Below are 12,543 nucleotides of genomic sequence, written 5' to 3'. Positions count from 1 at the left end.
AAGCCGGCTAATTGCTCACTGTTTACGGTTCATTGACCCTTACTTTTTTGGCCGGTAATGCGAGTCATTCAGGATGCGCTGGGCGTCTTTCTCAGCCATAAGCTTAGCCAGCGTCATATCCGAATGTTCGGCCATGTACTTGCGCACTATTTGCAGGCCCACCCACTGGCCTACCCGGCCGGGGCAGGTGCGGTCAATTTCGGGCACGTTGGGCCGCTCGCCCACATACTTCTGAATAATAAAGGGGGTAGTGGTAAACAGCAGGTTGTTTTCCAGAAAATGCCCCCAAATCCGAGCTTCGTTGAACTGCACATTGCGCAGCTCCTTGCCCGTGTAGCCCAGCAGCAGCGAGTCGGGGGTGCAGGGCAGCACCTGGCCCGCAAAATAAAGCCGCTTGCCCTGGTCCACCATCTGGTCAAGCACGGAAGTGGCCGTCAGCTGGTGGCGGTTGTACTTGCTGGCCACGGCCAGTGCCAGCGTAGGCAGCACGTAGGCCGGTTGGTAGCGGCGCAGCATGTACTGAGGCAAGTCGGGCCGGAAACTGGCCTTTGGCCCGGCAAACCAATCGAGGCTCACAACCAGCAGGCTGTCGTTTACAAAGATGTCCTTCCCAATCAGCCCGCTCACGTACGTGGCGGCCCGCGGCGTGCGGAAATCGGGAAAGTAATATTTTACCCGCCCAAACAAGGCACTCATGTCTTGCCGCAACGCCGCCGAATCGGGGAATGCCGCTGCCGTTTGCTGGTTCAGCTTTTGCAAGTCCGCATTAGTAGCCAGCAGCGCCAGCGCTTTAGCCAGCGTATCGACGGGTGCCTGCCCCGCCTGCAAATAATAGCGCGCAAAAACCGGGTGCGCCCGCACAAATTGCAACCCTTCAGCAGGATTTTTAATCTGGAAGAAAGCCCGCTCTAGGTGCTCTACGTGCAGGGGGGTAGGGGGCTGGCCCGAGGCTGGGTCGGGCCGGCAACCCGCTTCCGAGCCCTGGCGGCAACCCGCTAGCAACCCAGTAAATACTAGTAAAAAAGCCGAGAGGTAGGCAGAGATTTTCAAGCGCAAGGTATTTTTGTACAAAATTACACCTTTCCACCGTCGTGTACCGTTCCTAGAAGGCGGGCAATAATTTAGTTACCTTATGAAAAAGCTATTCTTAACGCTTGCTGCGCTGGCAGTAGCCCCCGCTGCTTTCGCGCAAGTAGAAATTGGTTTGAAAGTATCGCCGTCCATTACGTATCTGCGTCCCGATTCGCCTTCCTCCACGTCTTTCACGTCTGAAAAAGCCAAGCTCAGCTTCGGCGGCGGAATTTTTGTCGATTACTTTTTTGGCGAAAATTATGCCTTCAACACGGGCTTGTTTTTGACGGGTAAAGGCGGCACAATTGGCTATAACGACCGGACTGTTTCCCCAAGCGGAGGAACCACTGGTGTGCGCGTAGAGCAAAAAATAAGCTTGCAGTACCTGGAATTGCCACTTACCGTGAAGCTATTTACGAATGAGGTAGCGCCCGATACGCGTGTTTATTTTCAAGTGGGCGGCTCGTTGGCCGTGCCAGTGCAGGCACGTATCGACGGTGAGAAGTACTATACCGACCCCTACGACAATAACAACCAAACGAAAGCAGGCAGTCATATCCTAGATATAGATGCTAACCTAATTGGTGGGGCCGGGGTAGAGTATCAACTAGGCCAAAGCACTAAGTTGCTGGCTGGCATCAGCTACCACCACGGCTTAGTTGACTTTGACCGCTACTTCGAAAAAAACCGTGGTTTTAGCGATGTCAATATTAAAAACAGCTTATTTGCTCTCGACCTCGGCTTGAAATTCTAAGCACTGATTAGCGCGAATTTTAGTGAATTCCACGAATTGCGTGGATGGCATTGAAGTGCTACCCTTACCAATACCTAACAAGAAAGGCTACCCAAGCGGGTAGCCTTTCTTGTTAGGTATAATCAGGAGATAATTTCCCCGATGTTCGTAAAATCCGTGAGATTTGCTAAAACTTCTCTCCGTAGCTTATTCGGTGATTTCAACTACTTCCCGGTCCTGCGCCCGCGCCATGGCAGCCGAAGCCGAGTGCAATTCAATTTGCTCGCCGTGCTCGTCTTCGATGCGGAAGTCGGTAAGGCCGAGCGAAGTATCCTTCATCACCTTCACCCACTTGTAGTACTTCAAATACCATTTCATTTGCCGGCTCACTAAGCCTTTGGTATAGAAAGCGTGCAGGAAAGGATGCACATACAGTGTGATGCCCGCCTGGTTCTGGTTCACCAACAGGTCGTCGATGCTGTTATCAATTTCGTCCGTCACTTGGATGGAAGCCGAAATCTTGCCCGTACCGCCGCAAGTAGGGCAAACTTCGCCAGTCACGATGGTTTCGGCCGGGCGTACCCGTTGCCGGGTTATCTGCATCAACCCAAACTTGGTGATGGGCAGGATAGTAAACTTGGCCTTGTCCTGCTTCATGATGCTATACACCGCATCCTCCACCTTCTTGCGGCTCTCGGCGGCGCGCATATCGATGAAGTCCACTACGATGATGCCACCCATATCGCGCAGGCGCAATTGGCGTGCTACCTCCTTCGCCGCCAATAGGTTAATCATGAGTGCCGTAGCCTCTTGGTCGTTCTCCTGGTTGCTCTTCGAGCCGGAGTTAACATCTACTACGTGCAGCGCTTCGGTATGCTCTATTACAAGGTAGCCGCCACCCGGCACACTTACTGTTTTACCGAAAAGCGTTTTAAGCTGCTTCTCAATACCCAGGTGTTCGAACACCTTCGCCTTATTATTGTGCAGCTTAACCAAACCGGCGCGGTCGGGGGCAATTTTCTGCACATAATCCCGCATTTCTTCAAACCGGGCGGGCGTATCAACCACAATCGAGTCAAACGACTCATTGAGCATATCGCGCAGCATCGAAGAAGTGCGGCCTAACTCGCCGAGCAGTTTATCGCGCGATTGGCCCTTGCGCAGATTAGCGTAAAGCTTTTCCCAATTCTCGACCATGCTCTGCATGTCGCGGTCTAGTTCGGCTACTTCATGGCCTTCCGCTACGGTGCGGATAATAACGCCAAAACCTTCGGGCTTGATGCTGGCAATAAGGCGCTTGAGACGGTCGCGCTCAGCCTTGCTCACTATTTTTTTCGATACGCTGATGCTGTTCGTAAACGGCATCAGGACGAGGTAGCGGCCGGCCATCGAAATGTCGGTGCTCACCCGCGGGCCTTTCGTCGAAATAGGCTCCTTTATAATTTGGACCAGCATCGGCTGGCCTTTTTTGAATACACTTTCGGCTTTGCCAACCTTATCCAATAGCGCTTCCTGGCTGAAATTTTCAAGCCCGGCTGTTGAAATCTGGTGTTTCATCACCCCATTTACCCATTTCTGGAGAGAGGGATATTGTTCGCCTAAATCGCCATAATGCAGAAAAGCATCCTTCTCGGAGCCAATATCCACAAACGCTGCATTAAGGCCCGGCATTACTTTGCGAACCGTACCCAGGAAGATATCACCTACTGCGTAGTTGGTGTCATTACGGTCGAAGTGATACTCTATCAGCCGTTTATCCTGGAGCAAGGCAATCCGCTCGCCCTCGGGGGTCGAATTGATTATTAGTTCATTGCTCAACGTATTGGTTGGTTAGTATAGCCCCGCTACCATGCTGGCACGGTATGCCCCGAAACCGGCAAAAGGGAAGCCAGGACCAGTAATGTCCTAGCTTCCCTCGCGAGCCACGGCCACTACCCCCCTGGGGTAGCTTGGCGCACCACGGTAGTCGTCCGCGTGGCGGAGGCTACGTGAGTGAGAGATAAGCGAGCCGCTAACCTTTAACAGCCAGCTGCTCACTCCCTACACCGCACTAAGTCAGAAGATTACTTCTTCTTGTGACGGTTTTTGCGCAGGCGCTTCTTGCGCTTGTGAGTGGCGATTTTATGGCGTTTACGTTTTTTACCGCAGGGCATCGTCTGGGGAATTAAGAGTTAAAAATTAGGATTTGAAAGTCAGGAATCAAAGTTACTTCATTAGGACTCGGTACTTACGAATAAGTCCTGATTCGGCAAGCTTAATTCTTACTTAAGCTTTGCCAAGGTCTCGTCAACTGAAGCCGCAAGGGCTGGGTCGTTGCTAAGGCTCTTAGCTTTGAGCAAGGCCTGCCGGGCTTCGGCAGGCTTGTTAGTACGCGACAACGCAATACCCAGGTAGAACTGGCCATTTACGTTGGTTGGATTCACTTTTACAAGTTCTCCAAAACGCTCGGCAGCCCGGTCCAGCTGATTGCTCTGCATGGCCAAAATACCGAGGTTGTAAAGAACTTTCTCATTCTTAGGGTCCTGTTCTAGCACTTCACGCAGCAGCGTAATCCCTCTCACGGGGTTGTCGCTGCTCATGTAGGCCATGCCCAGGTTAGTTTTAGCATCCAGGTTACTTGGATTAGCTGCTAATACTTTGTCGTACAGCTCCATTGCTTTGCCACCAAGCATTTTCTTGCGCTCATCAGAAGCTGCGAAGCTATAGGCTTGGAAGTAAGCATCAGCAGCTTGTTGCCAAGCTTTTTCACTGGGTTGCGCTGTGGCCACCGTGGCCAGGTAGTAGCCAGCGCTGTCGAAGCGCTGCACCGTAGCGTAGCGTTCAGCCAGCGTAATGGCTACCGGGCGGCGGGTAGCGGCATTGGCACCTGCCTTATACTGAGCCAGTAGCGTATTTAGCTCCTGCCGCTGAGCGGGGGTAGCCTGGGTGTGTGGTGCGGCCGCTGTAGCACCGCCTTCACCGCCCACCGTGCCTGTTTCAGCAGGGCGTGGACCCGACGAATCATCGGCCTTCGACCCATTGGTTGCCATGCCGCCGCCATCGCGGGTAGCGGTCTGTGCTGCGTCCTGGTTCAACTCAGCTTTGCCAGCTTTAGGCTTCACAATGCCCTTGGGCAATGCATAAAGGCCGCCCGCCAGCGCAATAGCGCCGGCCAGCAGCAGCAGCTGGTGTGTACCGGTTCGAGAAACAGAGGCCATGCCGGAGGAGGGGTAGAGCAGTAAAATAATGGGGTGATGAGTGGCGAAACTACCAGCCCACCCGTAGGTGGGGGTAGGCGCCCTCATCACCCCATCACTTCAACAAACACAACTAGAACTAAGCTTTAGCTTTTTTAGGGCCTTTAGCGGCCTTAGGGGCTTTGTCCGAAGTTTCGCCGGTGATTTTTTTGCTGCCTTTAATTTTGGCAACAAAAGTTTTGCTCGGCTTGAAGCTTGGAATGAAGTGCTCATCAATAATGAGCGACGTATTTTTCGAGATGTTACGGGCTACTTTACGAGCACGTTTCTTGTTCACGAATGAGCCGAAGCCACGAACGTAAATGTTATGACCTTCAGTCATCGAATCCTTCACTACTTTGAAGAAGGCTTCGACGGTCGTCAGGACATCGGCTTTCTCGATGCCGGTTTTCTGCGAAATTTCGGAAATTACCTCAGCTTTGGTCACGTTGGTAAGGGGGTACTGGAAGTGAAAAAAAAAATATCAGGCGGATAAGCTTCCCGTTTTCAGCGTAATCCCTTGCCCGGTAGGAGGTTCGCCATCTGAAACGGAGCGCAAAGGTACTCCTTAATTGTTGTTCGGCCAATGGAAAACTTCAAGTTTCTCCTTTAGCCAAGGTATTCTATCTCATTATTTTGCTCTCTTTGACTCATTCAACTGCTTCAACGCATCGCCCTTCGTTTCTGGCACAAGCCCTTTTGGCTTGGTATCCGCGCCACCGTCGCGACCTGCCTTGGCGGCATACCCGCGACCCTTACGCCATCTGGCTTTCAGAAGTTATTTTACAACAGACGCGCGTGGCTCAGGGTTCACCGTATTACCTTGATTTTCTGACGTCTTACCCCACCGTCCATGATTTAGCAGCCGCACCTGAACAGGAGGTTTTGCGGCACTGGCAAGGCCTGGGTTACTACTCCCGAGCCCGCAATATGCACCACACCGCTCAGCAGGTGGTAAGCGAGTTTGGTGGCCAATTTCCGGCCACTTACGCGGGCTTGCGGCAGCTGAAAGGGGTAGGGCCCTACACGGCAGCAGCTATTGCATCTTTTGCGTTCGACGAGGCAGTGGCGGTGCTCGATGGCAACGTTTTTCGGGTTTTAGCCCGCATTTTCGGCTTGCATTCCGACATCGCCGCGCCTGCTTCGCGCAAAGAATTCCAAGCAGTGGCCGACCAACACCTGCCACCGGCCCATGCGGCCGACTTCAACCAAGCTATTATGGAGTTTGGAGCGCTACAGTGCACGCCGGCCAAGCCCGACTGTTTGTTTTGCCCTCTGCAAAGTGAGTGCTGGGCATTTCAGCATGGGCAAGTGGCGCTGCTTCCCATCAAGAGCAAGGCTAAAGCAGCACGCACACGCTACTTCCATTACTTTGTGCTGCGCCACGGCGAGCAACTTTACTTAAAGGAGCGTTTGAGCGGTGATATTTGGCAGGGCCTTTATGACTTTGCGCTAGCCGAAACCGATGCCGCCGATATGCCGGCCGCTGAGGTGCTGCGCCATGTAAAAGCACTAGGCAGCGTGCTTACTACTAGTAAAGTAACTGAAGGAAGGCCAGCGCCAGCGCTGCGCCATATACTGAGCCATCAAAAGATAGAAGCGCGTTTCCACGCTTTAGAGCTTGCGGCTGCCTTGCCCGAAACTACGCAGCGCGACACGGGCTTACGGGCCTACTCAGCCGCCGAAATTGAGGCATTGCCTAAATCGGCTCTTATAAATAACTACTTAGCTAAAGCGTTATAAAATAGTAGTATATGAGAGGGGGTAAGAGATGATTAGTGGCAACTTTTATTTGCTATTCATATTGGTAAAAAATGCCAATTTTATTTGCAAAAGCGAAGTGAAATGCGTAATTTTAATCTACTAAAAGCCCCGCGCTGCTAGTAGGTTTTCCCTTAACTCTCAACCAGCTAACATCATGGCCGGAATCAACAAAGTAATTTTGGTAGGCAACCTGGGTAAAGACCCTGAGGTACGCCATTTGGAAGGTGGTAACAGCGTGGCGCACTTCACGCTCGCCACCAACGAATACTATAAGGATAAGCAAGGCACGCGCGTGGAGCGCACCGAATGGCACAACATTTCGGCGTGGCGCGGCTTGGCCGAACTAGCTGAGAAATACCTCAAAAAAGGCAGCCAGGTGTACGTTGAAGGTAAATTGCGCACTCGCCAGTATCAGGATAAAGACCAGCAGACGCGCTACATTACCGAGATTATCGCCGACGAAATCACGCTGCTCGGTGGCCGCCCCGGGGGTGGCAGTGCCGCACCAGTCGCCGTAGGCGCTGAAGAAAATGTGAGCCTCCGCCAAGAGCCCGAACTCGACCAACTACCCTTCTAGACCACAGATTGTGTAATTGGCGCATCTCTGCCACACTTTGGCAAACACAAAGGCCGCTCTTATGAGCGGCCTTTGTGTTGTTTACCTATCGAGACAACGCTGATGGAAGGTGCGCCGGCTATACAATCCGCGAAATCCGCTTAAGGCCCCACTAATCCGTGGTCTATCTTTGAGTTTCTTTTGGCTTCTACCTAGTATATGAGTGTTGTACGTTTTTGGGGAGGGTCGCTCCTAGCGGCGGGGGTAGCTAGTCTACTGGCGTCTTGTTCGTCGGCCCCCGATTTTACACCCAAGCCGAAGGGCTACAACCGCATCGACCTACCCCCCCATCGCTACCGGACGTTGGCGTCTGGCCACCCGTATACGTTCGAGTACTCGCAGTCTGCGAAGGTGTTGCGCGATTCTTCGTACCTGGCGCAGCCCGACTGGCTAAATGTATATTACCCTGCGCTGCACGCCAATGTGCAGATTACCTATACCAACGTGGTGCGCAACCGCCAACTCTATAATAAGATGATGGAGGATGCGCGCAAACTCACCGGCAAGCATCAAATAAAGGCGACTTCAATTGAGGAAAAGATATTGCGCACGCCCAATGGCATGCGGGCCTCTGTGTTTGAGCTGGAAGGCGAAGTGCCAAGCCAGTTTCAGTTTTATACTACTGACAGCACCAAGCATTTTTTTCGAGCAGCATTATACTTTCGGACTGCTACTGCCAACGACTCGCTGGCCCCGGTGATTGAGTACGTAAAGTATGATATGATTCAGCTGCTGAACACGTTAAAATATAAATAAGCTATAAAATAAAACGTCATGCTGAGTTGGCCGCGGCATCTCGCATGCATCCTCGACGGTGCGAGCGGATTGCTGCGGCTAGCTCAGCATGACGTTCTTTTAAGCGTTTAATTTTCTCATTGCTACCTGAGAGATGAGTAATTTTTTCAATACCAAGCTCGAATATTTGCGGGGGGTAGGGCTGCAACGGGCTCAACTGCTGGGGAAGGAACTGGGCTTATTCACCTACGGCGACCTTATTCAGCGTTACCCTTTTCGTTACCTCGACCGTACGCAATTTTATAATATTGTAGACCTGCATGATGACTTGCCATTTGTGCAGGTAAAGGGCATTCTGCGCGGGCGCGAAATAATTGGCGAAGGCCCTAAAAAACGCATGGTAGCGAAAGTGGGCGACGCCAGCGGTGAACTGGAGTTAGTGTGGTTTAAAGGAGTGAACTACCTCGAAAAGGTCATTAAAAACCACCAGGAGTACATCGTATTCGGCAAGCCAACGATGTTCAACGGCCGCCCTCAAATGGCCCACCCTGACTTGGAGGAAGTAAGCGAGCAGAAGCCCGGCCAGAGCTTTTTGCAGCCGGTATACAATACCAGCGAGAAGCTGAAAAATTATCACCGCATTGATAGCAAGGCTATTATGCGCATGGTGGGCGACTTGTTAAAGATAGCCCTACCCCAAGTAACGGAAACGCTCTCGCCGGCCCTTATTCAGCACTATGGGCTGATGAGCAAGGCAAGCGCCTTGCAGCAAATTCACTTTCCGCAGTCGCCGGATATGCTGGAGAAAGCGCGGTTTCGGCTCAAGTTTGAAGAGCTATTTTACGTGCAGCTTAAGCTATTGCGCCAGAAAGACCAGCGGAAGGTAACGCTATCGGGCCAGATTTTTAGCGAAGTGCCAACACTGGTGCACTTCTATAAAAACATTATGCCCTTTGACCTGACTGGGGCGCAAAAACGAGTTATTCACGAGATTTACAAGGACTTCTGCGCAGGCAAGCAGATGAACCGGCTACTTCAGGGCGACGTGGGCTCCGGCAAAACCATTGTGGCCTTCATCTCGATGCTGATGGCCGCCGACAACGGTGCCCAAAGCTGCCTGATGGCGCCCACCGAAATTCTGGCCGACCAGCACTACCAAGGGTTAAAAGTATATGCCGACCAACTAGGCATCAACTTAGGCAAACTCACGGGTAGCACGCGCACCTCGCAGCGGCGCATCTTGCACGAGCAGTTGCGCGAGGGCACTATGCAGATGCTGGTGGGCACCCACGCGCTGCTCGAAGACGTGGTGCAATTCCGCAATCTGGGCCTGACTATTATGGACGAGCAGCACCGCTTTGGTGTGGCGCAGCGCTCGAAGCTCTGGCAAAAAAACCCATACGTTATCCCGCACGTGCTCGTGATGACGGCTACCCCCATCCCGCGCACGCTGGCCATGACGCTCTATGGTGACCTCGACGTGAGCGTGATTGACGAGTTGCCCGCCGGCCGCAAACCCATCGTGACGGTACACCGCTACGATGCTAACCGGTTGAAAGTGTTTCAATTCATCCGCGACCAAGTGGCGTTGGGGCGGCAGGTATACATCGTATATCCGCTCATTGAGGAAAGCGAGACGATGGATTACAAAGACCTAACCGATGGCTACGAAAGCGTGAGCCGGGCTTTTCCTGAAATGCAAATCAGCATCGTGCATGGCCGCATGAAAGCCGAGGAAAAGGACTTCGAGATGGCGCGTTTTGTGAATAAAGAAACCCAGGTAATGGTGGCCACTACCGTTATCGAAGTGGGCGTGAACGTGCCCAATGCTTCCGTAATGGTAATTGAAAGCGCCGAGCGCTTCGGCCTTTCGCAGCTCCACCAGCTGCGGGGGAGGGTAGGGCGCGGCGCCGACCAAAGCTATTGCATCTTGATGACGGGCTACAAGCTGAGCAAAGACAGCCGCACTCGTCTCGAAACGATGGTGCGGACTAACAATGGCTTCGAAATCGCCGACATTGACCTGAAACTGCGCGGGCCCGGCGACCTGATGGGTACGCAGCAGAGCGGTGTGCTCGACCTGCTCATTGCCGACTTGGCCAAGGATGGCCGCATCCTCACCGAAAGCCGAGCCGCCGCCCAAACTATTCTCAACGAAGACCCGGAACTGGCCAAGCCTGAAAATGGTAATTTGCGCCGTCACATCGAGAGCCTGCCGGCCACAGCCGTAAACTGGAGCCGTATCAGCTAGGAAGCAACGAGCATAAAAAAAGCGACTTCGAAAAGAAGTCGCTTTTTTTATAATTTAATACCAGGTAGCAGCTACCTGCTTTCGTTGACGGGCAGCCTCAACAGGAGCTTTCTGCATGCCCATGTAGTGCGTCAGCGTCATGGTGCTAGCTGGCGAAAAGAGCACTACCGGCGACTTAGTCAAACCAGCAACAGCCGCTGGCGTAGTCAGTTGCATGTAGCGGCCGGCGATAATCAGGGCAAAAAGTAAACTGATTTTAAGTAGGGATTTCATAAGATATGGGTAGCGGCACGTTCTACCTCAAGATTGGTGCCAGTTAGTAAGCTTTTTAGCTGAATAAGAAGAAAATAAGAAATGGGTGGGAGTAGGTAAGAATATATTTCCTAGGGAAACTGCTTGCATATAGCGCGCGCCCCTTGAACGATTAAATGGTGACATAGTTGCGCTTTAATCGTTTTTTTTAGTTGCCACCGGGGCAAATATACGATTGGCTATTAGAAGCCTACTGTTATTAAATAACTTGACAGCAAGCACGTGTGTTAGCGTAATGGTACTTTTGGAGTGCCGGGCCCTCGTTAAGGCCGAGCTTATCGATTATATTCTATGCATTTTCGTTTCAGTTTAGCTACTTTAATATTGAGTGGCGTACTAGGAGTGGCCTACCCCACTAAGGCTCAAAAAATCAAATCAGTACCTTTTAGCTACCTACCCGAGCAGGGGGAAGACCGTTATAACCAGCGCGTACCGCAGAAAACCCTGGCCTTGGCCGATGGTAGTGGTTTCGTGATTCTGGCCCATCAAAGCGGCAGCGCCTACGCAGTAGAACGGTACGACGCCAACCTTAAAAAGCAGTGGAGCACCACCTTGCCCGTCGCACCCGGCGAAACCGTTGAGGCCTTTGGGCGTAGCGCCGAGCAAGCCTGGGTAGTGCTGCACCACGCCGATGAAAGCGGCCAAAACTTGACGGTGCAACCCGTTGCATTGGCGGGTGGTCAAAAGGGAGCGCCGGTGGTACTGGTGACTGCCGCCGCCAGCGAGCGCCGCCCCAGCGTGCGGCTCTCACCCGACGGTAGCCGCCTGCTTGCCTTTCGCTACGCTACCCGCGATGAGCAAGTGCGCAGCCTAGTGGGTACCCTCTATGACCAGAAGCTAACCAAAGTGCTGGACCGCACCTATGATTTTCGGGACCAAGGCGATTTCTTTTCACCTAATATTCTGCTCGCTAATGATGGCACGCAATACGTGACGCTACTCGGCGATGGCATGAAGAAACTGACCGTGCGTCGCTACCCCCCCTCCGCCGATCGGGTGGGGGTAGCAACGCCCATTCCGGTGCTGGGCGTGCCGGTAGGTGGGGTGTTCGGTGGCCAGCCAATTACCATCCGCGATGCCAAGTTTAGCCTGCTGCCCGATGGCCAGCTCTACGCCGCCGCTTTGTGCGCCAACTACGGCACGGGTGAGCTAACTAGTCTGAAGGTCATGCGTTTCGATTTTGAAACCAATCGCATCAAGCTGGGCGATGAACTGCCTTTTGCGGCTCCTTTTCTGGCTGAAGTAACCAAAGCCACGGGTACGGAAGTGAAACGCTTGGCCGATGTGTACCTAGCCGATATGCTACTGACCGAAAGCAAAAACTTGGTGGTGGTTGCCGAGCGTCATTTTGAAGAGGGTGGCCCCGAATTGCCTGTGCACGCGCGCGAGCTGTATCTATTTGGCTATAATGCCTTTGTGGCGCCAAGCTGGCACCTTGTGGTCCCTAAAGACCAAGTAGCCCCTGCCATCGACAGCTATACGGGTATCGGCGTGCGGGCCGCCGCTTTCGGCGATGAAGTGCAGCTGCTAACTTTAGAAACGCTGAACGGTAAATCGGACCTTTATCTGCGCCATCTCCAAACGCCCACGGGTGTGCTCGGTGCCCCGCAGCGCCTCAAGCTCAACGTAGCCAACGACCAGCAGCTCGCCTATGTGAAAGATTTCACCACCTGGCTCGGCCCCAAAACTATCATCGGTATCAGTCGCCCTACTAAAAAATCGGCTGCACTCCAACTTAATGAAGTAAAGTTGAAATAGCTTCCCCCCTTATGCTCCCTACTACTAAAAAGGCCGCTCCTAGCAAGGAGCGGCCTTTTTAGTAGTAGGGAGTACCCAACGACAAAAG

The 12,543-nt window shown here is 52.8% G+C and carries 11 protein-coding genes; 6 read left to right on the top strand and 5 right to left on the bottom strand.

The genetic code is table 11. The features are described from left to right. Positions 1-39: 39 nt before the first annotated feature. On the bottom strand, positions 40-1,050 hold the full coding sequence (gene gldB / locus GO988_RS16860) for a gliding motility lipoprotein GldB (RefSeq protein WP_157567686.1): 1,011 nt from the start codon (positions 1,048-1,050) through the stop codon (positions 40-42). 82 nt (positions 1,051-1,132) lie between these two features. Here gldB and GO988_RS16855 point away from each other — a divergent pair, with 82 nt between their 5' ends. Further along, the gene (locus GO988_RS16855) at positions 1,133-1,825 is read left to right on the top strand and encodes a porin family protein (RefSeq protein WP_157567684.1); all 693 of its coding nucleotides are present in this window, start codon (positions 1,133-1,135) and stop codon (positions 1,823-1,825) included. Between the two features lie 186 nt (positions 1,826-2,011). Here the strand turns inward: GO988_RS16855 and GO988_RS16850 are convergent, their stop codons facing one another. The 3 genes from GO988_RS16850 to GO988_RS16840 form a co-directional block, all read right to left on the bottom strand. Next, on the bottom strand, positions 2,012-3,622 hold the full coding sequence (locus GO988_RS16850) for an Rne/Rng family ribonuclease (protein WP_157567682.1): 1,611 nt from the start codon (positions 3,620-3,622) through the stop codon (positions 2,012-2,014). Between the two features lie 443 nt (positions 3,623-4,065). Beyond that, positions 4,066-5,001 (bottom strand): tetratricopeptide repeat protein, encoded by a 936-nt coding sequence (locus GO988_RS16845; protein ID WP_198172851.1) that lies wholly within the window; start codon positions 4,999-5,001, stop codon positions 4,066-4,068. A gap of 118 nt (positions 5,002-5,119) precedes the next feature. Further along, the gene (locus tag GO988_RS16840; protein WP_317164902.1) at positions 5,120-5,467 is read right to left on the bottom strand and encodes an HU family DNA-binding protein; all 348 of its coding nucleotides are present in this window, start codon (positions 5,465-5,467) and stop codon (positions 5,120-5,122) included. Between the two features lie 188 nt (positions 5,468-5,655). Here GO988_RS16840 and mutY point away from each other — a divergent pair, with 188 nt between their 5' ends. From mutY to recG, 4 genes are all read left to right on the top strand, one after another. Further along, entirely contained in the window at positions 5,656-6,762 is a 1,107-nt protein-coding gene (gene mutY, locus GO988_RS16835; protein ID WP_317164901.1) for an A/G-specific adenine glycosylase, read from the top strand. A gap of 175 nt (positions 6,763-6,937) precedes the next feature. Continuing rightward, positions 6,938-7,360, top strand: a complete 423-nt coding sequence (locus tag GO988_RS16830; protein ID WP_157567676.1) for a single-stranded DNA-binding protein — start codon at positions 6,938-6,940, stop codon at positions 7,358-7,360. A gap of 198 nt (positions 7,361-7,558) precedes the next feature. Continuing rightward, a complete protein-coding gene (gldD, locus tag GO988_RS16825; RefSeq protein ID WP_157567674.1) occupies positions 7,559-8,155 on the top strand; it encodes a gliding motility lipoprotein GldD in 597 nt (198 codons plus the stop codon). Positions 8,156-8,288: 133 nt separating this feature from the next. Next, entirely contained in the window at positions 8,289-10,385 is a 2,097-nt protein-coding gene (recG, locus tag GO988_RS16820) for an ATP-dependent DNA helicase RecG (RefSeq protein WP_157567672.1), read from the top strand. A gap of 54 nt (positions 10,386-10,439) precedes the next feature. Here recG and GO988_RS16815 read toward each other — a convergent pair whose 3' ends face one another. Next, entirely contained in the window at positions 10,440-10,658 is a 219-nt protein-coding gene (locus tag GO988_RS16815; protein ID WP_157567670.1) for a hypothetical protein, read from the bottom strand. 330 nt (positions 10,659-10,988) lie between these two features. Between GO988_RS16815 and GO988_RS16810 the strand changes: the two genes are divergently transcribed. Next, entirely contained in the window at positions 10,989-12,455 is a 1,467-nt protein-coding gene (locus GO988_RS16810) for a hypothetical protein (protein ID WP_157567668.1), read from the top strand. Positions 12,456-12,543: the final 88 nt, after the last annotated feature.

This window comes from Hymenobacter ginkgonis (genome assembly GCF_009755225.1).
Taxonomy (GTDB): domain Bacteria; phylum Bacteroidota; class Bacteroidia; order Cytophagales; family Hymenobacteraceae; genus Hymenobacter; species Hymenobacter ginkgonis.
The sequence above is the reverse complement of the archived record's forward strand: the minus strand, read 5'-3'. Positions and strand labels throughout refer to the sequence as shown.

Coding starts and splice junctions, on each gene's coding strand:
- GO988_RS16815 (WP_157567670.1), bottom strand. CDS start 10,658: ATGAAATCCCTACTTAAAATCAGTTTACTTTTTGCCCTGATTATCGCC.
- gldD (WP_157567674.1), top strand. CDS start 7,559: ATGAGTGTTGTACGTTTTTGGGGAGGGTCGCTCCTAGCGGCGGGGGTA.
- GO988_RS16845 (WP_198172851.1), bottom strand. CDS start 5,001: ATGGCCTCTGTTTCTCGAACCGGTACACACCAGCTGCTGCTGCTGGCC.
- recG (WP_157567672.1), top strand. CDS start 8,289: ATGAGTAATTTTTTCAATACCAAGCTCGAATATTTGCGGGGGGTAGGG.
- GO988_RS16855 (WP_157567684.1), top strand. CDS start 1,133: ATGAAAAAGCTATTCTTAACGCTTGCTGCGCTGGCAGTAGCCCCCGCT.
- GO988_RS16810 (WP_157567668.1), top strand. CDS start 10,989: ATGCATTTTCGTTTCAGTTTAGCTACTTTAATATTGAGTGGCGTACTA.
- GO988_RS16830 (WP_157567676.1), top strand. CDS start 6,938: ATGGCCGGAATCAACAAAGTAATTTTGGTAGGCAACCTGGGTAAAGAC.